Source organism: Gordonia sp. SGD-V-85 (assembly GCF_001456905.1).
Classification (GTDB): domain Bacteria; phylum Actinomycetota; class Actinomycetes; order Mycobacteriales; family Mycobacteriaceae; genus Gordonia; species Gordonia hongkongensis.
Genome location: NZ_LNQO01000013.1, coordinates 108,148 through 132,814, shown reverse-complemented (window position 1 = coordinate 132,814; position 24,667 = coordinate 108,148). Strand labels below are relative to the sequence as shown.

General features: G+C 69.3%; 24 protein-coding genes. 8 read left to right on the top strand and 16 right to left on the bottom strand.

Annotated elements, in window-relative coordinates; genetic code table 11:
* Positions 1-104: 104 nt before the first annotated feature.
* The gene (gene hpxO, locus AS181_RS16055; RefSeq protein WP_058252545.1) at positions 105-1,262 is read left to right on the top strand and encodes an FAD-dependent urate hydroxylase HpxO; all 1,158 of its coding nucleotides are present in this window, start codon (positions 105-107) and stop codon (positions 1,260-1,262) included.
* A 23-nt stretch (positions 1,263-1,285) separates the two neighbouring features.
* Here the strand turns inward: hpxO and eccB are convergent, their stop codons facing one another.
* Positions 1,286-2,782 carry a type VII secretion protein EccB gene (gene eccB / locus AS181_RS16050; RefSeq protein WP_058252544.1) on the bottom strand — a complete coding sequence of 499 codons (1,497 nt, stop codon included), beginning with the start codon at positions 2,780-2,782 and terminating at the stop codon, positions 1,286-1,288.
* Between the two features lie 224 nt (positions 2,783-3,006).
* Here eccB and eccE point away from each other — a divergent pair, with 224 nt between their 5' ends.
* Complete coding sequence (eccE, locus tag AS181_RS16045) at positions 3,007-4,722, top strand: type VII secretion protein EccE (RefSeq protein WP_231742495.1); 1,716 nt, start codon at positions 3,007-3,009, stop codon at positions 4,720-4,722.
* A gap of 10 nt (positions 4,723-4,732) precedes the next feature.
* Here eccE and manA read toward each other — a convergent pair whose 3' ends face one another.
* The 3 genes from manA to AS181_RS16030 form a co-directional block, all read right to left on the bottom strand.
* Complete coding sequence (gene manA / locus AS181_RS16040; RefSeq protein WP_058252543.1) at positions 4,733-6,019, bottom strand: mannose-6-phosphate isomerase, class I; 1,287 nt, start codon at positions 6,017-6,019, stop codon at positions 4,733-4,735.
* Entirely contained in the window at positions 6,016-7,173 is a 1,158-nt protein-coding gene (locus AS181_RS16035) for a hypothetical protein (protein WP_058252542.1), read from the bottom strand. Before AS181_RS16035 ends, manA begins: the two co-directional genes overlap by 4 nt.
* Before the next feature lie 89 nt (positions 7,174-7,262).
* A complete protein-coding gene (locus AS181_RS16030) occupies positions 7,263-7,772 on the bottom strand; it encodes a DUF3499 domain-containing protein (protein WP_171011554.1) in 510 nt (169 codons plus the stop codon).
* A gap of 142 nt (positions 7,773-7,914) precedes the next feature.
* Between AS181_RS16030 and AS181_RS16025 the strand changes: the two genes are divergently transcribed.
* Complete coding sequence (locus AS181_RS16025) at positions 7,915-8,436, top strand: metallopeptidase family protein (protein WP_058252540.1); 522 nt, start codon at positions 7,915-7,917, stop codon at positions 8,434-8,436.
* A 64-nt stretch (positions 8,437-8,500) separates the two neighbouring features.
* On the opposite strand, the gene AS181_RS25175 is transcribed toward AS181_RS16025, so the two are convergent.
* A complete protein-coding gene (locus tag AS181_RS25175) occupies positions 8,501-8,758 on the bottom strand; it encodes a WhiB family transcriptional regulator (RefSeq protein ID WP_171011557.1) in 258 nt (85 codons plus the stop codon).
* A gap of 689 nt (positions 8,759-9,447) precedes the next feature.
* On the opposite strand from AS181_RS25175, the gene cofD reads away from it, so the two are divergent.
* The 3 genes from cofD to AS181_RS16005 are packed head-to-tail and all read left to right on the top strand — an operon-like array spanning position 9,448 to position 12,424.
* On the top strand, positions 9,448-10,485 hold the full coding sequence (cofD, locus tag AS181_RS16015; RefSeq protein ID WP_058252538.1) for a 2-phospho-L-lactate transferase: 1,038 nt from the start codon (positions 9,448-9,450) through the stop codon (positions 10,483-10,485).
* The gene (locus AS181_RS16010) at positions 10,482-11,831 is read left to right on the top strand and encodes a coenzyme F420-0:L-glutamate ligase (protein ID WP_058252537.1); all 1,350 of its coding nucleotides are present in this window, start codon (positions 10,482-10,484) and stop codon (positions 11,829-11,831) included. Before cofD ends, AS181_RS16010 begins: the two co-directional genes overlap by 4 nt.
* A complete protein-coding gene (locus AS181_RS16005) occupies positions 11,828-12,424 on the top strand; it encodes an NUDIX hydrolase (protein WP_058252536.1) in 597 nt (198 codons plus the stop codon). The genes AS181_RS16010 and AS181_RS16005 overlap by 4 nt, the downstream gene beginning before the upstream one ends.
* Here AS181_RS16005 and glgC read toward each other — a convergent pair.
* Positions 12,421-13,635, bottom strand: coding sequence for a glucose-1-phosphate adenylyltransferase (gene glgC / locus AS181_RS16000; RefSeq protein WP_058252535.1), 1,215 nt, complete (start codon positions 13,633-13,635; stop codon positions 12,421-12,423). The two genes, AS181_RS16005 and glgC, sit on opposite strands and share 4 nt — an antisense overlap.
* A gap of 129 nt (positions 13,636-13,764) precedes the next feature.
* Between glgC and glgA the strand changes: the two genes are divergently transcribed.
* Positions 13,765-14,931 carry a glycogen synthase gene (gene glgA / locus AS181_RS15995; RefSeq protein WP_197282777.1) on the top strand — a complete coding sequence of 389 codons (1,167 nt, stop codon included), beginning with the start codon at positions 13,765-13,767 and terminating at the stop codon, positions 14,929-14,931.
* Here the strand turns inward: glgA and AS181_RS15990 are convergent.
* The 10 genes from AS181_RS15990 to AS181_RS15950 form a co-directional block, all read right to left on the bottom strand.
* Positions 14,910-15,881, bottom strand: coding sequence for a putative RNA methyltransferase (locus AS181_RS15990; RefSeq protein ID WP_058252534.1), 972 nt, complete (start codon positions 15,879-15,881; stop codon positions 14,910-14,912). The genes glgA and AS181_RS15990 overlap by 22 nt on opposite strands.
* Before the next feature lie 2 nt (positions 15,882-15,883).
* Complete coding sequence (locus AS181_RS24610) at positions 15,884-16,051, bottom strand: DUF3117 domain-containing protein (protein WP_004019232.1); 168 nt, start codon at positions 16,049-16,051, stop codon at positions 15,884-15,886.
* A 105-nt stretch (positions 16,052-16,156) separates the two neighbouring features.
* Positions 16,157-16,555 carry a DivIVA domain-containing protein gene (locus tag AS181_RS15985; RefSeq protein WP_058252573.1) on the bottom strand — a complete coding sequence of 133 codons (399 nt, stop codon included), beginning with the start codon at positions 16,553-16,555 and terminating at the stop codon, positions 16,157-16,159.
* 138 nt (positions 16,556-16,693) lie between these two features.
* A complete protein-coding gene (locus tag AS181_RS15980) occupies positions 16,694-17,722 on the bottom strand; it encodes a glucosyl-3-phosphoglycerate synthase (RefSeq protein ID WP_058252533.1) in 1,029 nt (342 codons plus the stop codon).
* The gene (gene folP, locus AS181_RS15975) at positions 17,719-18,543 is read right to left on the bottom strand and encodes a dihydropteroate synthase (protein ID WP_091344402.1); all 825 of its coding nucleotides are present in this window, start codon (positions 18,541-18,543) and stop codon (positions 17,719-17,721) included. Before folP ends, AS181_RS15980 begins: the two co-directional genes overlap by 4 nt.
* A gap of 71 nt (positions 18,544-18,614) precedes the next feature.
* Positions 18,615-20,420, bottom strand: a complete 1,806-nt coding sequence (locus tag AS181_RS15970; protein WP_055475894.1) for a long-chain-acyl-CoA synthetase — start codon at positions 20,418-20,420, stop codon at positions 18,615-18,617.
* A 55-nt stretch (positions 20,421-20,475) separates the two neighbouring features.
* Entirely contained in the window at positions 20,476-21,033 is a 558-nt protein-coding gene (locus AS181_RS15965) for a TIGR00730 family Rossman fold protein (protein ID WP_055475893.1), read from the bottom strand.
* A 43-nt stretch (positions 21,034-21,076) separates the two neighbouring features.
* Positions 21,077-21,856, bottom strand: coding sequence for a TIGR00730 family Rossman fold protein (locus AS181_RS15960; protein ID WP_058252572.1), 780 nt, complete (start codon positions 21,854-21,856; stop codon positions 21,077-21,079).
* A 46-nt stretch (positions 21,857-21,902) separates the two neighbouring features.
* Positions 21,903-23,000, bottom strand: a complete 1,098-nt coding sequence (gene dapE, locus AS181_RS15955; protein ID WP_058252532.1) for a succinyl-diaminopimelate desuccinylase — start codon at positions 22,998-23,000, stop codon at positions 21,903-21,905.
* Between the two features lie 4 nt (positions 23,001-23,004).
* Positions 23,005-23,520 (bottom strand): DM13 domain-containing protein, encoded by a 516-nt coding sequence (locus AS181_RS15950; protein WP_058252531.1) that lies wholly within the window; start codon positions 23,518-23,520, stop codon positions 23,005-23,007.
* Positions 23,521-23,698: 178 nt separating this feature from the next.
* On the opposite strand from AS181_RS15950, the gene dapD reads away from it, so the two are divergent.
* Complete coding sequence (dapD, locus tag AS181_RS15945) at positions 23,699-24,664, top strand: 2,3,4,5-tetrahydropyridine-2,6-dicarboxylate N-succinyltransferase (RefSeq protein WP_078112956.1); 966 nt, start codon at positions 23,699-23,701, stop codon at positions 24,662-24,664.
* Positions 24,665-24,667 lie beyond the last annotated feature (3 nt).

Here is a 24,667-nt window from a genome sequence, read left to right as displayed (position 1 = left end):
GGGTCCATCCCGGTCACGACGTCCTCGCGGCGGCGGGTCAGGCGGCGAGGTGTCCGGCGTACTCGCCGCGCGCCGCGGCTCGCGGACACCTAGCCTGGGTTCCTGTGAAAGCTGTGATCATCGGCGCCGGTATGGGCGGGACCTCGGCGGGCATCGCGTTGCGACAGCTCGGGCACGAGGTCGAGATATACGAGCAGGTCACCGAGAACCGCCCCGTCGGCGCGGCGATCTCGGTGTGGTCCAACGGGGTCAAGTGCCTGAACCACCTCGGCCTCGAAGCCGAGACCGCCGCGCTGGGCGGCATCGTCGATTCGATGAGCTACATCGACGCATTCACCGGAGAGACGATGTGCCGCTTCAGCATGGCACCGCTCATCGACGAGGTCGGGCAACGTCCTTACCCGATCGCACGCGCCGAACTCCAGCTCATGCTCATGAACGCCTTCGGCCACGACGAGATCCGGTTCGGCAAGAAGATGGTCGCCGTCCACGACGGTCCGGACGGCGCCACTGTCGAATTCGCCGACGGCACCACTGCCCAGGGTGATGTCGTCATCGCCGCCGACGGTGCGAGATCGCTTGCCCGCGACCATGTGCTCGGTCACGCGGTCGAGCGTCGTTACGCGGGGTACGTGAACTTCAACGGACTCGTCCCGATCGACGAGGAGATCGGACCGGCCACCGAATGGACCACCTACGTGGGCGATTCGCGTCGGGTATCGGTGATGCCGGTGGCGGGCAACCGGTTCTACTTCTTCTTCGACGTGACCATGCCTGAAGGGGTTCCGTTCGAACGTGGAACCGCACGCGAGGTGCTCGCCGAGGAGTTCGCCGGATGGGCGCCCGGCGTCCAGAAGCTCATCGAGACACTGGATCCCGCGACCACCAACCGCGTCGAGATCCTCGACATCGATCCGTTCCACACCTGGGTCCGGGGACATGTAGCACTACTCGGCGACGCCGCACACAACACCACCCCCGACATCGGGCAGGGTGGTTGTTCGGCGATGGAAGATGCGATCGCCCTGCAGTTCGCCTTCCGTGATCACCCCGACGACCTGCACGCGGCCCTCACGACCTATGAGGCGTCACGCACCGAACGGGCCGCCGACCTCGTGCTCCGCGCACGCAAGCGCTGCGACGTCACGCACGGCAAGGACCCGGAGGCGACCGCGGCCTGGTACGAGGAACTGCGATCCGAGGACGGCACCAACGTCATCCGCGGGATCGTCGGCAACATCGTCGGCGGCCCGCTCACGTAGGGCCGCGGCGGGAGCGCCGTCGATCATCCGCCGGTCGAGGGTCGTTCGGTGTGCTCCGCGCCGGCGTCGAGTCGTGCGGTCTCCAGGCCGTCGTGCGCGACGAGGGCGTTCTCGCGCGAGAGGGTCGGCCCGGGCGCCAGCAGCGACACCACCGACCACGGCGCGCGGGACGGTGAATCCCCGAGCCCGAGGATGCCGCCGGCCTCGAAGTCCGGCACGCCGAACCGCACACCCGAATCGTTGACGTAGAACAGCGATTCGGTGCGCGAGCTGTCCGCCTCGTTGCCGGTCACCTGCAGATACTCACCCGAGCCGGGCGGCATGTAGACCGCGTCGAGGTTCGGTCCGGCACCATCGGACGACGTCAGCCGGACCGGCACCGCGTCCGACGCGAGCGGCAGTTCACGCCCCGCGAGCAACGTCGTCTGTGCGCGCGGCTCCCCCGTCCCGCGGGTCCAGGTGCGGCACAGCGTCGGATCGCCGCCCACGTCCAGCAGCGTCGGCGCGACTTCGGGAAAGTCCGAGACGGGTTCCGACTCCACGGTTCTCAGCGCAGCGAGCTGCCCCGGGGCGACGGTCGTCACCGGAGCTGCGTCGGAGTCGGCCAGCCGCATGAGTTCGGCGGTCGGGGCGCTGATCTCCTGCACCCCGTCGCGCAGCACCAGGTGATAGGACGTCGTGTCGTCGACACCGACCGACTTGACGACACTGCCGACACTCGCGCCGTCGACTGCCCCGGGCTGGCCGGCACCCGAGATCTCCGGCACGGCAAGCGGATCGACCAGTGGGAAGGTGTTGAGCAGGCCGGTGGACATCTGCCGGGGCGTGGCCCCCTCGAGACCGAGAGCCCGCATGACGGGCGCGCTCTCGGTGTCGACGGCGGCACGGACCGGACTCCAGACACCGTCCCGGAACAGCTGATACACCAGGAAGGTCTGGTCCCCGCCGTCGACGAGCACGGCGTCGGCGGGGTTCGCCGTCCCGATCGCGTCACCCAGACGCGGCGTCTCGGCGATGACGGTCTGCTCGATCGACTCGACCGGCGCCTCCGACACGGTCGACGAATCGCAGACCGTCCAGGTGGAGGAGTCCGGGTGCGACGACTTCGGCAGTGCCGCCGGCGCACCCGGGATGCCCAACAGGGGTCCGCGCGGGTACGGCTTGAGCTTGTTGTCCCCGACCGAGGTCGGCGACTCCGAGCTACCCGTCACCAGCCGCGCCGAGGCCAGATTGAGGACGGGATGCAGGGTGTCCTCGATCAGGACGTAGGTGCTGCCGCTGTTCTTGCTGACGATGATCGTGGCGTCGCCGACGGACCCCTGCGGCCGGATCAGGCCCCAGATTCCACACCCGCCGAGGACCAGCAAGCCGAGGACGGTCCCGACCACGAGCGCCTGCAACTGTGAACGCATGGGATCGTGCAACATCCGGACGTCGCGTCGTACCAGCGCGTGCTCGAGCCTCTTGATCAGGAAACGGTAGCCGTTGACCTGGGCTTTGGTCGTCAGCTGACGTGCCACGGCTCCCCCTGTCCGCACCCGGGCCGCGGCGTCGGACCTTCTCCGGCGGCGAGCGGGTTGTGATCTACTGCGGCATACCCCCTGCCGCGCGGTAGTAGCCTAGCCGACAAACATGCCCCTGACGTGTGGGGCTCCACCGCTTGTGCACACTCTCGGTGGACGGCACGCGGCAGTCGGCAGCGGTGATCGAGGGGGTCGCAACCGTGGAGCGGAACAGGCGTGGGATGGCACTGCCCACACTCGTCGTGATCGAGGCGGTGCTGGCGCTCGGACTCGTCGTCTGGGTGGTGTCCGGCAGCGTCTGGGGTGCAACCGCACTCGGCGTGGCCGCGGTCGTCTCCGCAGGTCTGGTGCGGGTCGGCGGCCGGCCGTCGGTGTTCGGTCGAATCGTGGCGAATCTGTCGTTCTCCTGGTCGCGGATGCGCCGCGACCACGGCGATCTCGCCCCGGCCCCGTTCGACATACCGCTGCCCGCCCCCAGCACCCACGCCACCGCACGGCGGACATCGGCTCCGACGACCATCGGCGCGAGGTGGGTCGGCGACACCCTGGTCACCGTCGTCCGGGTGGACCCGGGCAGCCCGGCCGTCACCTACCTGACCCCGGGCCACAGCGAACTCGGCGACGAATCGGGCCAGGTGGTGCCCCTCGGCGTCCTGGCCGAGTGCATCAGTCCCTACGACATCCGGCTCAGCTCCATCGAGGTCATCAGTCACGGTGTGCGCGTGTGGGGTTCGGGCATCGCGCCGGACACCTACGACCGCACCCTGGGCCCGCTGTCGGCGACGGCCCAACGGTCGGTGCTGGTCGTCCTCCGGCTCAATCCCCTCGACTGCGCCGACGCCGTCGCCCGCCGCGGGGGCGGCGCGACCGGTGCACTGCGCACCGCGACGGTGACCACCCGCCGCGTCGCCAAGAGGCTCGCCGAACACGGCTTGTCGACGACCATCCTGTCGGCGGCACAGATCACCGCCATCACGGCGCAGCTCATCGAGGGCGCGAGCCTCGACTCGCTCGCCGAGGAACGCGACTCGGTCGGCGTCGCCGGTCTGCGGATGCGCAGCGCCGCCGTCGAACCGGCCGCCCTGACCGACGTGCTGCGCGGCATCTGGGTCAACTCCGCGGTCTCGACGACCGTCACCGTGAAGTTGTGCCCACGAGTCACCGAGGGCAGGCGTCGCGGCGATCGCACGACGGTCGAGGTGTCCGGGATCGTCCGCGTCAACGAGTTCCCCGCCGCGAGGCGCGCACTCGGTGGATGGCCCGCGGGCCTGATCCCCCTCGACGGCCGCCAGTTCGACGCTCTCGCAGCGAGTCTCCCCATCTCGACGCCGACCCGGCTCGACCGGGCCATACCCGCACTCACGGGTTCGGAGGCGGAGGCGTTCCTCGCCTCGGCGCGTATCCCGGCAGGCGGTTGCGGCCAGCTCATCGGCGCCGATCACGCCGGCCGCGCGGTCGCCACCCGGCTCGTCGGACCCGGTATCTCCACGGTCTCGGTCGCCGCGGGCATTCACGTCGTGGCCCAGATCGCTCTCCGCGCAGTCGCGGTCGGTGCCGCGGTGCGCGTGCACACCGACCGCCCGCACCGGTGGACCCCGGTGGTCACCGCCGTGGGCGATCCGAGCGCGCTGTCACTCTCGGGCGACCGCACCCCGGCGCGCCCCGGCCCCGGCCTGGTCATCGTCGACGGTGTGGCGCCACCTTCCCCACAACCCGACACCACGCGGATGATCGTCGTCGCACCGGGCCTCGGCGAACCCGCCGACGGCGCCACCGTCGCGCTGCGTCAGAATCCGCGTACGCCACAGGACATCGCACTCGACACCGGCGGGCGGCCGATCCTGGTCACCATGGTCGCGACCCCCGACGAATGGAACCTGATCGGCGGCTACCCCGAACCCGCGGGCACCGCTGCGGCTACTCCGGTCCGGCGCTGACGGACTGACATCATTCGGACGCGGACGCCACCGATGAGGTCGGGTCGGGTTGCGCCGAGACCGCGGCCGGCACCAGCGCGCGGTAGAAGACCGCACGAGCCGACGCCGCGCGGACGATGACGTCCGGGTCGTCGTCGGTGATCCACACCGCCCGTCCGGCCGTCACGGTGAGCGGGTTCCCACCCGCCGGTCGGACCTCCACCGCGCCGCTGAGCACGGCGAGGATCTGCGGGCCCGGCATGTCGAAGCAGATCGACGAGGCGTGGTGGAGGCCCGTCCCGTCGAGTTCGACACGCGACAGCCGGAATTCGGGAGCGGGGGTGAGGTACACGCGCTCGGCGCCGACGGTCCGGATCTGCGGGGTCAGGTCCGAGACATCGACCGGGGTGAAGTCGAGGACGCGCAACAACTCGGGAACGTCGATGTGTTTGGGCGTCAGTCCGCCCCGCAGCACGTTGTCGGAGTTCGCCATGATCTCCACGCCCGTACCGCGGAGGTAGGCGTGCAGGTTGCCCGCGGACAGATAGAGACCCTGCCCGGGTTCAAGGTGAATGTTGTTGAGCAGCAACGATGCCAGGACACCGGGATCGTTCGGGTAGGCCTCCCCGAGTTCACACACCGTCCGCAGTTCGGCGACGAACTCCGTCTCACCCGCGCTCAGCACGGTGACCGCGCCGGCGAGTACCGCCGGGACCAGCTGACGGAGCAGCGACTCGGGCAGCGTCAGCCACGTCGTGAAGAGCGCCCGCAGCCCCTCCGAGTCCGGCTGCCCCGCGAGCATCCCCAGATAGGGGTCGAGCTCACTGACCTGCAGTGCGCGGAGCAACCGAATGGTGTCCTCCGGTCGACGGAAGCCGGCCAGGGCGTCGAACGGGGTCGTCGCGACGATCAGTTCGGGCTTGTGCCATGGATCGCGGTAGTTGCGGTCGCGGGCTTCGAGCGCGACACCGCGGGAGTTCTCGCGTTCGAATCCTGCCCGGGCCTGTTCGGCGGACGGATGTGCCTGCAGGGACAGCGGTTCCTCGGCGGCGAGCACCTTCAGGAGGAACGGCAGACGCTCGCCGAAAGCCGCCGTGCTTGCCGCGCCGAGCGTACCGATCGGATCCGCGTCGATCACGTCGACGAGATCCTGCTCGATCCCGGCGACATCGACGCACCGAGCCGACCCCGCGGGATGGGACCCGAACCACAGCTCCGCCTCCGGGTGCGCCGACGGCACGGACCTACCCTGCATGGACGCGATCGCGGTCCGCGACCCCCAGGCGTATGGCCGCACCACTCCGTCGATGATCCTCATTGCAACGCGTTCCCAACCAGGCGGAGGTACACCGCCGCCATCTCGACCCGTAGTGCCACGATCAGGAAATCCAGTACATCCCCCGGGCCGTCGGCCACCGGATCCTCACCCGGCGCCGGACGCCGGTCCTCCCACTCGCGGCCGTCCGCGCCCCCGGCGGCCGAAGTCTCTTGCGCACGATCGATTCCGACGAGGAGATCGACCTCGCCGAGACCGGTGATCCGCTGACGCGTGAACCATTCCCGCCGCCCCGTCGAGACGACCTGGACACGCGGCGCGGGAGCTGCCGGCGGTCCGTCGAAGTCGGGGTCGTAGAAGATCGAGTCCGCACTCGGTGCGACATCCGAGCGCGACCCGAGCAACTGCACCATTCGCGAGACGTCCGTGAGTTCGGCTGCGGCGCTGACGATCCCGGAGAGTCCGACGAGCCCGGCGACGGCATGCCGGGCGATGGCCGCGCCGGCCGGGCTGTCCGCCGTCCAGACGGTGGGGCGGCCCCGGACGCGCAGCGCCAGCGATTTGGCGCGATTGTGGAAGGCGTCGCGGGCCGGGTGTCCGGTCGAGGCCTCGTCGTCGAGTGCGTCGGCGAGGTCGTCGAGTGCGGGCACGCTCCCGGTGAACCGGACCTGGGTCAGCGCACCGAACACCGCGAGCAGCGCGGCGGCGAACCCCACGAAGCGGAAGCGGGGTTCGATGTCGAACCGCGGCGCAAGGTTGATCCCGTTGCCGCCCAGCGCATCTCGAAGAGGCCCGGCCACGGGGGCGACCACCACGACCTCGGCCCGCCGGCGTAACGCCCGCGCGGCGGCGTCGGCGAGCGCCATGTCCCCGGCATCGTCGCCGGCGACGATCACGACGTCGAGCGGGCCGATCCACCCGGGCAACACCGGACCACTGACCACCGGGACGTCCACCCGGGCCCCGAGCGTGGCCACCGCGAAGTCGGTCGCCCGATGGGAGACGCCGCTGGAACCGTGGACCACGATGACGCTACGGGGACGCAGGTCCGCGAGCGGGGCGAGCACGCCTTCGCGCACCGCTTCGGCGACGGCGCGCACCTGTGCGCCGGCGAGCGCGACCGCTCTCAGCAAACCGTCGACATCGGCCGAGATCAGCTCCTCGGCGTCGTCGAGGTCGGGGGAACCGGTTCGCATGTCACCAGGGTAGCCAGGTCGCGGAGTCGGCGCGCACGTACTCGGCACAGTGTCTGTGTGGTCCACGCCCCCCGCGCGGTGGTGACCGGTCAGTCGACCGGGTCCGGCAGTACCCGCAGGTGTCCGCGGCGCCCCGGGCGCGGCCGGGTCTGGTGTCGCGGGGCCCCGGCCGGCTGCGACGGTGCATCGACCGGGCCGGCGCGGTGCCGACCCGTCCGACGGTCGTCCACGGCATCGCGATGGGCCTCGACGAACGCGGTGTCCTCGAAGGCGTCGAGGGCGTCGATCGGACTGCGGTCGACGTACCGCGGGCGTCCACCGCCGGCGACGGCTCCGGCTTCCCGAACCGCCTCGGCGAGCGCGGTCAGCTCTTGATCCTCGGCCGGCGGCGCGGAGAATCCCCGCTCGCTGCGCAGCATCTCCCAGCCGCGCGGGACGGTGATCCGGCGGGCGTGATCGTCGCACAGGTCCCACGAGTGCGGCTCCTGCGACGTCGCGAGCGGACCGATCACCGCGGTCGACTCGGCGTAGACGAAGGTCAGGGTAGCCACCGCGGATCGGGCGCAGCCGGGTCGGCAGCACAGTCGGGGAAGCTTCACGTGACGAGATTAGCCCTCGTCGCTCGCAACCGCGTCGGCGACACGCTCACCGGGCGGGCGGCCGGCGAAGACCCGGACCGCCGGAGCAGACACGCAGTGACCGGAGGAGACACGGACTCGTCCGACCTCCTACACTCTCGCCATGCGTATCGACCCGAAGCCGACTCCACGTGGCTCCTCCGGCCTGCCGGAGGCGCGCCGCGGTCGTCGGCGGACGGGTCGTCACCGCGATCGTCGCGGACGGGGACTGCGCTCGCCGTTGCTGCCACAGGGCGTGCCCGCCCACAACAGCCGGTCCGATGAATTCGACGCGGTCGCCCTGGAGGCGTTCGCCGAGATCGACGCGCAGTGGCATGACCAGATCGCCGGACTCGACATCGCCGTCGACGAGATCCCCCGGCTCCTGCCACGTGACCCCGAGACGGTCGAGTGGCCCGACGAGGTGACCGCCGACGGTGCGGTGCCGCTCGCACGGCTGATCCCGGCCGGGATGGATGTGAACGGCGCACCGACGCGGGCGCAGATCATCCTGTTCCGCCGGCCACTGGAGTCCCGGGCCAAGAAGGGCACCGAGTTGCTGGATCTGATCCACGAGGTACTCGTGCAACAGGTGGCGACGCATCTGGGCGTCGACGAAGACACGATCGACCGCGGACCAGAGTGATCCGCGGTCGATGATCGGTGGGGACGACTCCGTCGCGAGCCGTCCGGTCAGATGGTGACGCCGGTCAGATGATGCCGCGCTTGAGACGCCGGCGCTCACGCTCCGACAGGCCGCCCCAGATGCCGAAGCGTTCGTCGTTGTGCAGGGCGTACTCGAGGCATTCGGACTTGACCTCGCAGCCCTGGCAGATCCGCTTGGCCTCACGTGTCGACCCACCCTTTTCCGGGAAGAACGCCTCGGGGTCGGTCTGCGCACACAGGGCACGGTCCTGCCACTGCTCTTCGACGGCGTCGAAGAGATCGTCGAAGTCGTTGGGCACCAACGAAAGATGACGACGACCCGGCTCGGCCTCGTCGGCGACGGGCCCGTGCGGCGACCCGAAGTCGGTCCCGATACCGATGGCCGACGCGGCGGCGGTGCCGCCGATCATCGAATCATCAACGGGGCCAAGGGTGTTGAATTCGGCGGTGAATTGCGGGCGGTTCTGTGGTTCAAGCGGATTGCCGATCGGGTTTTCCAAAGCCATCGTCGGCGCCTCCTAGCTCGGGATGTTGGTAGTTTCTGCGTCCTCTGCGAACACGGCCTGTGTGCCGCACCCACCACTGTTGCCACACCACTTGTACTACGGATGTGGAAACACCCACATCAGACGTACACAGCGCCCGAGCGACGGCCCGCGAAGTGCCGGAACCGACCCTCACCCGAGTTCGAACATACGATCGAATCCGTTGAAGTCCAGCGGTTTTCGATCCGAAGGTTCTCGATCTCAAACTCGGAATGACACTGATGTGATTACACACGCCCAAGGCGGTCCCGGTCAAGTTGAAGTCAAAGATTCTCTGTTTACCACCAGGATCCGACAACCCTGTGACTCGACACGACATTGACCTCAACCCGACGTGAATGTCACACCGAACCCGGCACGGGTCGAAACCATCCGCACCGCACCGACAGCGCCTGACCGCCGACTCGCACCGCGCACTACAGTGGCGGTGTGAAGGAGTACCTGCTGTGAAGGTGACCGTACTCGTCGGGGGCGTCGGAGGGGCACGATTCCTCCTCGGTCTGCGCGAATTGTTCGGCCCGACGGCGTTCCCGGCCCCCCAGGACGACGCGTCCGGCGCCCCGGCGACCGAGCACGAGATCACCGCCATCGTGAACGTGGGCGACGACGCCTGGATGCACGGCGTCCGCATCTGCCCCGACCTCGACACCTGTATGTACACACTCGGGGGCGGGATCGATCCCGAACGCGGGTGGGGTCGGCGCGACGAATCCTGGCGCGCGAAAGAGGAACTCGCCGCCTACGGGGCCGACCCGGATTGGTTCGGCCTCGGCGATCGCGATCTCGCGACCCACCTCATCCGGACCCAGATGCTCGACGCCGGGTACCGGCTGTCCGACGTCACGGCCGCCCTGTGCCGGCGCTGGGTCCCCGGGGTGCGGCTCCTGCCCGTCACCGACGATCGTCACGAAACCCACGTCGTGGTCGCCAAACCCGACGGCGAGGACGGCGAACGGGTCGCGATCCACTTCCAGGAATGGTGGGTACGCCATCGCGCGCAGATCCCCACCTTCGGCTTCGCGCAGGTCGGTTCGGACGACACGGCGCCGGCACCCGGCGTCCTCGACGCGATCGCCGACGCCGATGTCATCCTCCTCGCGCCGTCGAACCCGGTCGTGAGCATCGGCGCCATCGTCAGTGTTCCCGGGATGCGCAGCGCGCTGCGCCAGACCAAGGCCCCGGTGGTCGGGATCTCACCGGTCATCGACAACCGTCCCCTGCGCGGCATGGCCGACGAATGCCTGTCCGTGATCGAGGTCGAGTCCTCGGCACAGGGGATCGCCGGACACTACGGCGCCCGCAGCGGCAACGGGATTCTCGACGGTTGGCTCATCGCCGACGGCGACCACGCCGCTGTCGACGGCATCGCCGTCGGTACCGCACCGCTGCTCATGACCGACCCCGCGGCCACCGCGCAGATGGTGCGTGCGGCCTGCGCGCTCGTCGACGTACCGCTGCCCGAGACCAACAAGGGCGTGCAGTGACCGCTCGCCCCGACCACCGCGCACCGGGACATCTCGAGATCCGGCCGGTGACCGGCCTGCCCGAGTTCACCGCCGACTCCGACGTCGCGGGCGAGATCCTCGGCGCCGCACCCTGGCTCGAGTCCGGCGACGTGCTGGTGGTCACCAGCAAGATCATCTCCAAGGCCGAAGGGCGGATGGTCGATGCGCCCAGCGATCCCGAGGAGCGGGACGCACTGCGTCGTCGCCTCGTCGACGCCGAATCGGTGCGCGTCCTGGCCCGTAAGAACCGAACCCTGATCACCGAGAACCGTCTCGGCCTGGTGCAGGCCGCGGCCGGGATCGACGGCTCGAATGTGCGCAGCGATCAGCTGGCACTCCTGCCGGAGAACCCCGACCGCAGTGCGGCGTCACTGCGGCGTGCCATCGCCGACGCCGCCGGCCTCGACGTCGCGGTGATCATCACCGACACGATGGGTCGGGCCTGGCGGACCGGACAGACCGACGTTGCCATCGGCGCGGCCGGCATCGCCGTGACCCACCCATACGAGGGCGGCGTCGACGACTACGGGAATCCGTTGATCGTCACCGAGATAGCGGTGGCCGACGAACTCGCCGCCGCGGCAGACCTCGTCAAGGGCAAGCTCGCCGCCGTCCCCGTCGCCGTCGTCCGCGGGTTCGCTCCGGCCGACGACGGCACCACCGCCGCCGACCTCATCCGTCCCTACGACGAGGACCTGTTCCGCCTCGGGACCGAAGAGGCGATCGCACAGGGCCGCCGAGAGGCCATCCGCACCCGGCGTTCGGTGCGCACCTTCGCCGACCGGCCCGTCGACCCGGCGGAGCTGCGCGACGCCCTCGCCGAGGCGCTCACCGCCCCGGCACCCCACCACACACATCCGGTCCGCTTCGTGTGGATGCGTTCCGCCTCGCGACGCCGCGAACTGCTCGACGCGATGACGCGCGACTGGCGCACCGACCTCGAATCGGACTCGAAGACAGCCGAATCCATCGAGAAGCGACTTCGACGCGGGCAGATCCTCTACGACGCCCCGGAACTGGTGATCCCGTTCCTCGTACCCGAGGGCGCCCACGACTACCCCGATGATCGTCGCAACGCCGCCGAGCACACGATGTTCACCGTGGCCGCGGGCGGGGCGGTCGCCACCCTGCTCACCGCGCTGGCGGTCCGCGACATCGGCAGCTGCTGGGTCGGGTCGACCATCTTCGCCGCGCCGACGGTGCGCCGCGTCCTCGATCTGGATTCGAGTTGGGAACCGCTGGGGGCCGTCGCCATCGGACATCCGCTCGAACCGGCCGGGTTGCGCGACCCCGCCCCCACCGCGGAGTGGGTCGTCGAACTGTGACCGCCGAGTCGCTGCACGCCTCCGCCGTCGAGGCCCTGACACGGTGGGAGACACCCGATCCCGCCCAGGACTCCCTGCGTCACGCATATCTCGCGTTCCTCGCCGCGTCCCCGGACGGGTGTCTTCGGGCCTGCGCACCAGGACATCTGACGGGTTCGGCGATCGTCTTCGACGCGACGCGCCGACACGTTCTGCTGACCCTGCACCCCCGCGTCGGGAAGTGGATACAGCTCGGCGGTCACTGCGAACCCTCCGACGATTCCCTCGCCGGCGCGGCGCTGCGCGAGGCGCGAGAAGAGTCGGGCATGCCCGAACTCGTGCTCGACACCGCCGACCCCACGCTCGCCGGTGACGGGATGGTCCACCTCCACACCCACCCGATCACCTGCTCCTTGGGAGTCCCCACCCGCCACCTCGACGTCCGCTACCGGGTGGTCGCCGCCCCGACGCCCGACGGCGAACTCCCCCGCGTCGTATGCAGTGACGAGTCCGTGGACCTCCGCTGGTGGCCGGTCGACGCGCTTCCGGACGACGCCGGAGACGACATCGCGACGCTCATCGACGCGGCCCTACGCGACGGGCGGCGGCGCTAAACCTGGATGTTCTTGCCGACGGTGACCACACCGCCGGCGCTCACCGAGAACCGTTCGCGGTCGGCCTCGAGATCGACACCGAGCTGCTCGCCGTCACCGACCACGACGTTCTTGTCGAGGATGGCCTTGCGGACCACCGCGCCCTTGCCGACGCGCACGCCGGGCATCAGCACGCTGCCCTCGACCACCGCGCCGTCCTCGACGATGACGTTCGACGAGAGCACGGAGTTGCGCACCGTGCCGGCGGAGATGATGCATCCGGAACCGACCACGGAGTCCTCCGCGACCCCGCCCTGGACGAACTTGGCGGGCGGCAGGTTGTGGGTCTCGCCGCGGATGGGCCAGCGGCCGTTGTAGAGGTTGAAGATCGGGTGGACCGACACCAGGTCCATGTGCGCCTCGTAGAACGCATCCAGTGTTCCGACGTCGCGCCAGTAACCGGTGTCGCGTTCGGTGGCACCGGGTACCTGGTTGTCCTTGAAGTCGTAGACGAAGGCGGTGTTCCGGCGCACGAAGGCCGGGATGATGTCACCGCCCATGTCGTGGTCGGAGTCCGAGTCGGCGGCGTCGGCGCGCAGCGCGTCGACCAGCGCCTCGGTGGTGAACACATAGTTGCCCATCGACGCGAACGTCACGTCGGGATCGTCCGGCGTGCCGGGCGGATCGGCCGGCTTCTCCAGGAAGCGGGTGATCTTCCCGCTCTCGTCGGAGTCGATGCAGCCGAAGGCCACCGCCTCCGCTCGGGGCACGCGGATCCCGGCCACCGTGACGTCGGCGCCGGATTCGATGTGCGCGGCCACCATCTGCGACGGATCCATCCGGTACACGTGATCGGCTCCGAAGACGACGATGTACTCGGGTCGTTCGTCGGTGATGAGGTTCATCGACTGGAAGATCGCATCGGCACTGCCGGTGTACCAGCGTGGTCCGAGTCGCTGCTGGGCCGGCACCGGGGTGATGTACTCGCCGTGGAATCCCGACGTCCACCAGGTCTGCGAGATGTGCCGGTCCAGCGAATGCGACTTGTACTGTGTCAGCACGCAAATGCGCTCGTAACCGGCATTGACCAGGTTGGACAGCACGAAGTCGATGAGTCGGTAGGCACCGCCGAAGGGCACCGCAGGTTTGGCGCGGTCCATCGTCAGCGGGTACAGACGCTTGCCTTCGCCGCCTGCGAGGACGATGCCGAGGACGTGCGGCTCAGATCTCACTCCCCCAACTTAACCGCGATCGAAGCCGTCGGCCAGATGACCGGGCGGTCAGTATGCGTGGCGTCGGCCGCGACCGGGGTTTGGCAGCACCGATGGCGATCTGCGCGCGTTGGCACTAGCGTCGAGATCATGCGGGTGGCGATGATGACACGGGAATATCCACCTGAGGTCTACGGTGGCGCCGGGGTCCACGTCACCGAATTGGTCCGGTATCTGCGCGATCTCATCACCGTCGACGTGCACTGCATGGGCGCCGAGCGGGAGACTGCCTCGGTGTACACCCCCGACCCGGGGTTGGCCGGGGCGAATGCGGCGATCACGACGCTGTCGGCCGATCTGCGGATGGTGGTGGGTGCGTCCGGTGCCGATGTCGTGCACTCCCACACCTGGTACACCGGCCTTGCCGGGCACCTGGCGGGACAGCTCTACGACGTGCCGCACGTGCTGACCGCCCACTCGCTCGAACCGTCGCGCCCGTGGAAGGCCGAGCAACTCGGCGGCGGGTACCGGGTGTCGAGCTGGGTGGAACGCAACGCGGTGGAGTACGCCGACGCGGTGATCGCGGTGAGCTCGGGGATGCGCACCGAGATCTGTGACACCTACCCGCGTCTGGACCCTGAGCGTGTCCATGTGGTGCGCAACGGGATCGACACATCTCAATGGTTCCCGGTCGACGATCCGTTCGGACCCGACTCGACGCCGACCGCACTCGGGCTCGACCCGGATCGCCCGATCGCGGCGTTCGTCGGCCGGATCACCCGGCAGAAGGGCGTCGCACATCTGGTGGCCGCGGCGCACCGGTTCGATCCGGACATCCAGCTCGTCCTCTGTGCTGGTGCCCCCGACACGCCGGAGATCGGCGCCGAGATCGAGAGCGCGGTGGGCGAACTCTCCGCCTCGCGTCCCGGCGTCCACTGGGTGCGCGAGATGCTCCCACTCCCCCGCATCCGCGAGATCCTGACCGCGGCAACGGTCTTCGTGTGCCCATCGGTGTACGAACCGCTGGGCATCGTCAACCTCGAGGCGATGGCCTGCGGTACCGCGGTGGTGGCCTCGGCGGTCGGCGGCATTCCCGAGGTGGTGCGCGACAACGTCACCGGCCGCCTCGTGCGGTACGACCCCGTCGATCCGGCGACCTTCGAACACGATCTCGCCGACACGGTGAACGCGGTGGCCTCGGATGCGGCGGCGGCGTCGGCGATGGGGGTGGCCGGCCGCGAACGCGCCGAAGCCGAGTTCTCCTGGGCGTCGATCGCCGAACAGACGCTGGGTGTCTACGAGTCCGTACGGCGTTGAGCGGGTGAGCGTCCGCGGACGGGCCGACACGTGGTCACCACGACCGACACCGTGACCGGCACCCGACCGTCCCCGGCGAAGGCCGCGGCCCGCGAGCGGATGTCGGCCTCGTCGGAGTGAAATGCCGACGGGCCCATGGCGACCAGATCCCCCACGGTCTGCGCGTCGACGTCTGCGGAGTACCGGACAGGTAACTCGTCGACCAATTCGAAGCCCGCGTCGAGCGAGGCACGGAGGCGCTCGGATTTGGCCTCGTCGACACGCAGCATCGCCATCGGCTCGATGAGTTCGCCGAGGTGGTCGGGCCCCGGACTCACGATGATCAGTGCGCCATCAGGGGCCAGTACGCGGGCGAACTCGCTCGCGTTGCGCGGCGCGAACACCGAGAGCACCACCGCGACAGCGTCATCGACGACGGGCAGGCCGCGCCAGACGTCGGCGACGACGGCAGCGAGGGGTCGGGGTCCCCGCGCCATGGCCCGCGCGCAGTACTTCGAGAGGTCCAGGCCGATTCCGGCGGCCGAGGACCGTCCGTCACCGCCGGGCACCCCACTCGCCTCGACCGCGGTGCGAAGATAGTGTCCGCCACCGGCCCCCGCGTCGAGGATCACCGGCCGGTCGTGTCCACCCGTGACCTCGGCCGCGCGGCCGGCGACGAAATCGACCACGGGGAGCAGGAAACCGGAGTCGTGCACGCGGGCTCGGGCGGCCACCATGGCTGCGGTGTCGGCGCGCAGCGCGCCGGACCGGCCGTCGAGCAGTGAGACATAGCCCTGACGGGCGAGGTCGAAAGAATGCGCCTGCGGACAGCGCAGCGACGCGCCGTCGGCCGACAGGCGCCCGGTACACACCGGGCAGCGCAGGATCTCGAGTACCGAAGTGAGGCCATGCGCCCGGTGCGGGGTCGGTGGGTCCGCCCGGGCCTCATGGGAACTACCCTCGTGGGGCATGTTCAGCCGGTTACCCCGCGGAGTTCCTCGCCCAGCGCGGCTGCTTCGTCGGCGGTCAGCTCGACGACCAGTCGACCTCCACCTTCGATCGGAATCCGGACAACGATTCCACGCCCTTCTTTGGCCGCTTCGAGGGGGCCGTCCCCAGTACGTGGCTTCATTGCCGCCATTCTCAAGCTCCCTTCAAGGTCCCTGCTCCGAACATGATACGTGCCCGGGTCGCACACGATTGTCAGTGCGCGACACGCGCGCCGCGCGGTCTCGACGTACGGCCCCTACTGGGGGGTGCTCGGCGGGCCGGACCGCCCGGCGTCCACGCCGCTGTTCCCGGTGATACCAGCGGCGGGATCGTCCGGAGCCGCGTCTGCTTCCGCCCCGGGCACCGACTCCCGTTCGCGCAGACGCGTGATCACCGACCGCAGGTCGTCGACCTCACGCGCGAGACGTGCCAGCGCCCAGTCGACTTCGGCCTGCTTGTAACCACGCGGGGTCTGGGCGAAGCGCAACGCACGCACGTCGTCACCGGTGATGCCCACCGACGGCAACCGGGTGAGCGTGGTGTCGGGCTCGACCGGCGGCAGATCTTCTCCGCGTCCGAACACGAACCAGACGACAGCGAACACGATCGCGACGACGAGTCCCATGATCAGCAGGTACAGCAGCAGCGTCTGCATGCGTTCCATCCTGGCAGAAGCGCCCGGACGACGGCCCGGCACAGCACCGACCCGGCGACGGCCACCCGCGTCAGGGCGGGCGGCGTCGCCGGGTCGGGGCCGGGTTCATCAGGTCTGGCTCAGCAGGTCCGGAGCCGGCTAGGAGGCCATCTCCTCGGCCTTGGGGGCCAGGGCGCGCACGGTGTTCATCGGCGGACGATCCTCGAGATAGACCTCGGTGGTGTGCGGCGTGAAGGAGCCGTCGGGTTCGGCGGTGAACTGGGTGAGCCCGACGCCCGAGTCCTCGATGCCGCAGCGGCGCATCAGGGTTCCGACGATCTGGCGGCTCATGACCCCCAATTCCACCAGCGGGCGGTTGCGATGGGTTCGGACCCCGAGGTTGACCTGACCGATCCCGGCCAGGCCGTACCGGTCATAGGTGTCGATGAGCAGGCCGATCTCGACCCCGTAGCCCGGCGCGAACGGCACCGAGGAGAGCAGTTCGCGCGTGCCGGCGTACTCGCCGCCGAGTGGCTGCAGCACCGCGGTGAGATCCGGCTTCTGGGATGCCAGGAGGGGGCGTGCCACGAGCTCGGTCACGCGTCCGCCGCCGTTGGCGTCGTGCGTACCGCCCGTGCGCAGCGGGCGCCGGTAGTAGCCCTTCACGAGCTGGATCTCGGGGTTCAGCAGGAGCGGACCGAGCATCTTTGGCACGAACATCGGGTCCGGGTCGATGAGGTCGGAATCGACGAATGCGATGATGTCGCCGGTCGCCACGGCGACCGAACGCCACAGCACCTCACCCTTGCCCTTGACCGGGTCCAACTCGGGTACCGCCTCCTCGCGGGAGATCACCTGCGCGCCGGCGGCGAGCGCGCGCTCGGCGGTGGCATCGGTGGACCCGGAGTCCAGCACGATGATCTCGTCGACCAGGGTGCCGTACAGCGGCATGATCGTGGCGATGACGTCGGCGACGGTCTCTTCCTCGTTCAGCGCGGGCAGCACCACCGAGATAGTCCGGCCGTTCTTCGCGTCGACGAGGTCGTCGATCGTCCAGTCCGGCTGCTCCCAGGTGTGGGTTGCCGACCAGCGCTGCTCGGTCCCCGGGGTCTGGGCGACCGTCGGCCACATGGCGGCCTTGTCCCGGCTGACGGTGCTGGGCCTACGTCGCTTCTGCTGCTTGGTCATGCGAGTCCCCTGACTGTTCGGGCGGGTGGTTTCGCTCCCGCGATGGCAGCGACCATGTCGACCACGCGACGAGTGGCAGCGACTTCGTGGACGCGGAAGATCCGGGCGCCTTGGGCGGCGGCCAGACTTGTCGCGGCCAGAGTCCCTTCCAATCGGTGCGCTAGGTCTGTACCCAGAGTCTCCCCTACGAAATCCTTGTTGCTCAGCGCCATCAGGACCGGCCAGCCTGTGTTAACAAGATCTTTCACACCGCGTAACAGAGCCAGCCCGTGGTGAGTGTTCTTGCCGAAATCGTGCGTCGGATCGATAACGATCGAGTCTCGACGCACCCCGGCAGCGAGCGCCCGGTCGGCCGCGGAGGTCACCTCCCGGATCACGTCGGCCACCACCGCGTCGACCGAGTCCCCGTATGCGACGCGGTGCGGCCGGGTCCGCACCCGCGCGCCACCCGTGTGCGAGCAGACGATCCCGGCCCCGCGTTCGGCGGCGACGTCGACGACGTCGGGGTCGAATCCCGCCCAGGTGTCGTTGATGAGATCCGCGCCGGCGGCGCAGGCCTGGTCGGCGACCTCGCTGCGCCAGGTGTCGACGCTGATCAGCACGTCCGGATGCCGGTCACGGATCCAGGCGATCATGCCGACGACCCGGGCGGCCTCCGTCGCGGCGTCGACCTCGCGTCCGGGTCCGGCCTTGACCCCGCCGACGTCGATGATGTCGGCGCCCTCGGCGACGACCCGGTCGACGTGCGCCTGAGCGGCGGCGTCGTCGAAGCTCGCACCTCGGTCGTAGAACGAATCAGGGGTGCGGTTGACGATCGCCATCACCAACGCGCGGTCGGTCGGCACCCGCCGCCCGCACAGCGTGTCCGACGCCGACGTCTCCGGGCCGGAACTCACCCCTTGGGCACCTTGGCGGCGGCGACGTCGTCGGGGTAATCGTCGTAGAACTCGGTGTAGCCCTTCTCCTTGCCGAGCAACACGTAGAGCCGTTCGGCCTCGGCGTCGGTGTACCCCTCCTTGCGCAGCTCGACCTTGCGGTTCTTGAAGGTCGAGGTCTGCTCGAAATCGTCGACGATCCGCACGAACAGCGGCACCGCGTACGACGGCAGCGCGTCGTAGAGATGGCGGGCGAATGCGCCCGGGTCGAGGTCGGCGCCCTCGCGCAGCTTGATCGCGATCATCCCGGCGCGACCGTCGGTGCCGGGGACCTCGACGCCGTACGCCACCGACTGCGCGACGGCCTGATAGGAGTCGACCGCCCCCTCCACCTGGGTGGTGGCGACGTTCTCGCCCTTCCAGCGGAAGGTGTCGCCGAGCCGGTCGACGAAGGCGATGTGCGCGAAGCCCTGATCGCGGACGAGGTCACCGGAGTTGAAGTAGGAGTCACCGTCCTTGAAGGCGTCGCGGATGATCTTCTTCTCGGTCTCCTCGGAGTCGGTGTAGCCGTCGACGGGCACCCGGTCACTGATCTGGGCGAGCAGCAGGCCGGTACCGCCCCGGCCGACCTTCACGAGCCGACCGTCGTCGCCGCGTTTGGGGTTCCCCTCCTCGTCGTATTCCACGATCTTGTACGGGAGCGGGCAGAAGCCGGCGGTCTTGTCGACGCTGAACGCGTTGACGAATGCGAGGTTCAGTTCGCTGGCCCCGTAGAACTCGACGACGCGGTCGACCCCGAAACGCTCGCGGAACTCGTCCCAGATGTCCGGGCGCATACCGTTGCCGACCACGGTGTGCACGGAATGCTGGCGATCCGTGGGCTTCTCGGGCTGCGCGAGGAGGTAGCGACAGAGCTCGCCGATGTAGCAGAACGCCGTCGCACGGTTGAGGATCACGTCGTCCCAGAACTTCGACGCCGAGAACGAGCGTCCGATGGCGATGCACGCACCCGAGGCGAGGACCGAGGACAGTGACACCGACAACGCGTTGTTGTGGTAGAGCGGCAGCGGCACGTACATGGTGTCGCTGTGGCGTAACCGAACGGCGAGACCGCCGATGCCGGACAGGCTCGCCAGCCACCGGTTGTGGCTCATCACGCTGGCCTTCGGCATCCCCGTGGTGCCGGAGGTGAAGATGTAGAACGCCTTGGTCGACGCGGGCAGCTGCTCGGTGACCTCGGGATCGGCTTCCGAGAGTCCCTCGGCCGCGGCGTCGAACGCGGCGAAATCGTAGACGTGTTCGGGCAGAACCGATTCCGGGATCGACTCGAAGGCCTCCGCGCACTCGGGATCGTGGATGAGGACCTTGGCCTCGAGGAGGCCGACGCTGTGCTCGAGCACCTCGCCGCGCTGGTTGTAGTTCAGCATCCCGGCGATCGCGCCGAGTTTGACGGTGGCGAGCATCAGCAGCAGGTCGGTCGTGCAGTTCTTGGAGAGCAGCGCCACCACGTCGCCCTTGCCGACGCCGTCGGCGGAAAGTGCTGCGGCGTAACGATTCACGCGGCGGTTGGCCTCGCCGTAGGTGGTCGTGCGGCCCTCGAACCGGACGAACGGCCGGTCGGGGTGCTCGGCCGCGTGCTTCTGGAAGACCGAACCGATGGTCCGTTTGGCCTCCGGTGGGCGTCGAATGAGTCCCGGCGCGTGCTTGATCATCCCGGTCGCATGTGGCGCCATCTTCACCACGCCGCGAAGGATGTCGGGGATACCGACGGTCTTCTTCACACTCTGCTGCCGACCGTCCTGCTGCTCGACCCCTTGGGACATCTGCCCTCCGCTCTCCCGCTGGCGTTTCGAGTGCCCCGCGCACTCACGCGCTACCTTACCGGCCGGTAGCAAGACCTTTCCGTGCCGTCGCCAACTCCACCGCGTCGGCGACCGACCGCGTGATGAGCAGCCGGTCGAGCGATCGTCGGGCGACGAACCCGGTTGTCGACAACTCTCGCAGCCAGTCGAGCAACGGCGCGTAGAAATCGACAGGATCGAGCAGGACGACCGGTTTGTCGTGCATCCCGAGGTAGCCCCCGGTCCAGGTCTCGAAGAGCTCCTCGAGCGTCCCGATCCCGCCGGGGAGGGTGATGAACCCGTCGGCGCGCTCGTCCATGAGGCGTTTGCGTTCGCGCATGGTCTCGGTGACCACGAGTTCGCCCGACCCGAGGTCGGCGACCTCGTGCTTCATCAGTGCGCGCGGGATGATGCCGACCGTGTGGCCACCGGCCTCGCGAGCGGCGTTGACCAGCGCTCCCATCATGGAGATGTTCCCGCCACCGGAGACGACCACATGCCCCTGCTCGGCGAGCGTCCGACCCACTTCGGCGGCGAGATCGAGGTAGGGCTGGTCGACGGGACCGGAGGCGCAATAGACGCAGACAGCACTCACCGGGCAATCGTGCCATCGTCGGCCGGGAAGGTCATATCGACCCTCAGGGTGTCGCGGCCTCGATCGCGGCGACCACGTCGTCGGGGTCGTCGACGACGGTGAGCAGGTCCAGATCCTCGGGCGAGATCATCCCACGCGCGGCGAGGACGTCGCGCATCCAGTCCAGGAGGCCGCCCCAGAAGTCGCTGCCCACCAGCACGATCGGGAACCGGACCACCTTCTTGGTCTGCACGAGGGTCAGCGCCTCGAAGAGTTCGTCGAGGGTGCCCATCCCGCCGGGGAGACAGACGAACGCCTGCGCGTACTTCACGAACATCGTCTTGCGCACGAAGAAGTAGCGGAAGTTCATGCCGAGATCGACCCACGGGTTGAGGCCCTGTTCGAAGGGCAGCTCGATGTTGAGTCCGATGGACTGCGCCCCGGCCTGATGTGCGCCCTGGTTGGCGGCTTCCATCGCACCGGGTCCGCCACCGGTGATGACCGCGTACCCGGCCTCGCCCAGCGCTCGGCCCACGCGGACACCGAGCGCGTATTCCGGCGACTCCGGATGCAGTCGCGCCGAGCCGAAGACGGTCACGGCCTCGGCGACCTCGCTCATCGCATCGAACCCGGCGACGAATTCGGACTGGATGCGCAGGACCCGCCAGGAGTCGCGCATGGTTCGTTCGGAACGACGCGTGGCGTCGCGCGGGTCGACCCATTCCAGCAGGCGGCGGTCCGTGGTCTTGCCGCGCTGGTCCCGCCGAATCCGGATCGGGCCGACGTAGCAGGTGTCGGGGTTCGTTCCGTCTTCGACGGGTTCCGGCTCGGGCGTGGTCGACATGGCGGTCACGCTAGCAGCGCCGTCCGGCTCCGCCGGTCTCGCGAGGTCAGGACAGGTAGGTGCGCAGTAGGTCGGTCACCGCGCGGATCTGCTCCACCGGCACCCGTTCGTCGACGCGATGCGCGAGATTGGGATCGCCGGGGCCCAGGTTCACTGCGGGGATGCCCAGCGCCGAGAACCGCGACACGTCGGTCCAGCCGTACTTCGCGCGGAACCGTCCGCCCGCGGCCGCCACGAGCGCCGCGGCCGCCGGGTGCCCCAGCCCGGGCAGGGCGCCGGCCGCGGAATCGGTGACCTCCAGCCCGATCCTGCCGTCGGCCAGGTCGGCGGCGAACACCTCGCGGACGTGGTCCAGCGCCTGGTCGATCGAACGGTCCGGCGCGAAGCGGAAATTGACGTCGACATGCGCGGCGTCGGGGATCACGTTGCCGGCCACCCCGCCGCCGACCGCGACCGCCGACAGGCCCTCGCGGTACTCGCAGCCGTCGATGTCGACCCGACGGGCCTCGTACCCCGCCAGCGTGGTCAGGACACCGCCGAGCTTGTGAATGGCGTTGTCGCCCATCCAGGATCGGGCCGAGTGCGCTCGGGTTCCCGTCGTCGACAACCGAACCCGCAGCGTCCCCTGGCATCCGGCTTCGATGAGCCCCGCGGTCGGCTCGCCGAGGATCGCCACGTCACCGGCGAGCCACTCGGGGAGTTCGCGTTCGATGTCGTTGAGGCCGTTGAACTCTGCCGCGATCTCCTCGCAGTCGTAGAAGATCAGCGTGAGATCCGAGGCGGGTTCCGGCAGGGTCGCCGCGAGGTGGAGGAACACCGCGTCACCGGATTTCATGTCGACGGTGCCGCATCCATGCAGGACGTCGCCCTCCTCCGAATCCATCTCGCGGCGGTGCGGGAGGTTGCCGGCGACCGGCACGGTGTCGAGGTGCCCGGCGAGGATGACCCGCTGGGCGTGCCCCCGGTCGGTCCGTGCGAGGACCCGGTTGCCATGGCGGAGGATCTCGAATCCGCTCGTCTGCGCGCGCAGCGCGGCCTCGACCGCGTCGGCGATGGCCGACTCGTTGCGCGACTCGCTCTCGATGTCGACGAGCGCGGCGGTCAGTTCGACGGGGTCGGCGGTCAGGTCGAGGTCGGTGCTCACTCCCTCACCGTAGTGAGCCCATCTCCGCGGCGCCGAAGGAGACGCTGAACTTCACGCACCAGAGGAACACCGACGGATAGTCGGCCAGCTCGACGTCGGCGGGGATCTCGTAGACCTGGTTGCCCTTGTTCCCCTTGATCATGCCGAGGTCGACGTGCGGGACGTCCGCGGCCGTTCGCCACCCGGCGAACCCCTCGACCACGTCCCCTTGCGACAGCCACACGTGGACATCAGGGCCGGTGGTCGTGTCCAGGTCCTCGATCGCCAGCACGCGTGAGCCGTCGGGCTGTTCGATGATCGAGACCGTTCCGGATGTCGAGTGCTCATGGCTGATCAGGCTGCCGCGCGAGACGACCACCGGCCCGGCGGGCGGCGGCTGCCCCGGCGTCGACGTCGTGGGGGTGACCGCGACCGGGATCGCGTCGTCGACCTCGGTGTCGACGAAGATCAGCCACGGCTGGAAGACGACGGCCCCGACCGCCAGCGCCGCCACGATCACGACGCCGACCCCGCCCAACACCCACGGCCAGCGGCGTCGGCGGCGCCGGGGCGGTACAGATGGCTGGGGATGACCGGTCATGCTGGCGACCCTACGAGCGGCGCACAGCGCGTGACCAGGTCTTTGGGCCGAATGGATGACGCCGGGGCACCGGTGGCGGGGCGGGGGCGCCGGTGTCGATCACCTAGACTCACCTGTCGTGACATCTACTGGCGCACACGCAACTGGCATCGCGACCGTGATCGACGGGGGTTCGACTCCCGGCGTCGTCCTCGACGTCTGGTTCCCCGAACCCGAACTCGACGGGGTCGAGACCGCGGAGACCGTGATCCTCGACGACGAGTCGACACCGGCCCACCTCCGTGAGCTGGTGGGCGTCGACGAGGCCCGCGGGGTCAAGACCGTCGCGGTCCGCACCGGCATCGCCGACATCTCCGCCGCACCCATCGACGCCTACGACGTCTACCTCCGACTCCACCTGCTGTCGCATCGCCTCATCACCCCGCACGGCGCCAACCTCGAGGGCATCTTCGGGATGCTCACCAACGTGGTGTGGACCAATCACGGCCCGTGTGCGGTCGACAACTTCGAGTCGGTACGGGCGAAGCTGCGCGCCCGCGGACCGGTCACCGTCTACTCGATCGACAAGTTCCCGCGCATGGTCGACTACGTGGTGCCCGGTGGCGTACGGATCGGCGACGCCGACCGCATCCGCCTCGGCGCGCATCTCGCGGCCGGCACCACCGTGATGCACGAGGGCTTCGTCAACTTCAACGCCGGCACCCTCGGGTCGTCGATGGTGGAGGGTCGCATCTCCGCGGGCGTCGTCGTCGGCGACGGCTCCGACATCGGCGGCGGCGCCTCGACGATGGGCACCCTGTCGGGCGGCGGCAAGGAGATCATCGCGCTGGGCAAGCGCTGCCTCCTCGGCGCGAACTCCGGCTGCGGCATCCCGCTGGGTGACGACTGCGTCATCGAGGCGGGCCTCTATGTCACCGCCGGCACCAAGGTCACCGGACCCGACGGCACGCAGATCAAGGCGCGCGACCTGTCCGGCCAGTCCAACCTGCTGTTCCGTCGCAACAGCCTGACCGGCGCGGTCGAGGTCGTGCCGTGGAAGGGCGACGGCATCGCCCTCAACGAGGCGCTGCACAAGAACGACTGACAC

Bases quoted from the DNA above. Each gene is read 5' to 3' on its own strand.
- AS181_RS15960 (WP_058252572.1), bottom strand. From the start codon at position 21,856: ATGTCGACCACGCCCGAGCCGGAACCCGTCGAAGACGGAACGAACCCC.
- AS181_RS24610 (WP_004019232.1), bottom strand. From the start codon at position 16,051: ATGGCGGCAATGAAGCCACGTACTGGGGACGGCCCCCTCGAAGCGGCC.
- manA (WP_058252543.1), bottom strand. From the start codon at position 6,019: ATGAGGATCATCGACGGAGTGGTGCGGCCATACGCCTGGGGGTCGCGG.
- AS181_RS15990 (WP_058252534.1), bottom strand. From the start codon at position 15,881: ATGCCCCACGAGGGTAGTTCCCATGAGGCCCGGGCGGACCCACCGACC.
- AS181_RS16025 (WP_058252540.1), top strand. From the start codon at position 7,915: ATGCGTATCGACCCGAAGCCGACTCCACGTGGCTCCTCCGGCCTGCCG.
- eccE (WP_231742495.1), top strand. From the start codon at position 3,007: ATGGCACTGCCCACACTCGTCGTGATCGAGGCGGTGCTGGCGCTCGGA.
- folP (WP_091344402.1), bottom strand. From the start codon at position 18,543: ATGGCGATCGTCAACCGCACCCCTGATTCGTTCTACGACCGAGGTGCG.
- AS181_RS15980 (WP_058252533.1), bottom strand. From the start codon at position 17,722: ATGACCAAGCAGCAGAAGCGACGTAGGCCCAGCACCGTCAGCCGGGAC.
- AS181_RS15970 (WP_055475894.1), bottom strand. From the start codon at position 20,420: ATGTCCCAAGGGGTCGAGCAGCAGGACGGTCGGCAGCAGAGTGTGAAG.
- glgA (WP_197282777.1), top strand. From the start codon at position 13,765: ATGCGGGTGGCGATGATGACACGGGAATATCCACCTGAGGTCTACGGT.
- AS181_RS15985 (WP_058252573.1), bottom strand. From the start codon at position 16,555: ATGCAGACGCTGCTGCTGTACCTGCTGATCATGGGACTCGTCGTCGCG.
- AS181_RS16035 (WP_058252542.1), bottom strand. From the start codon at position 7,173: ATGCGAACCGGTTCCCCCGACCTCGACGACGCCGAGGAGCTGATCTCG.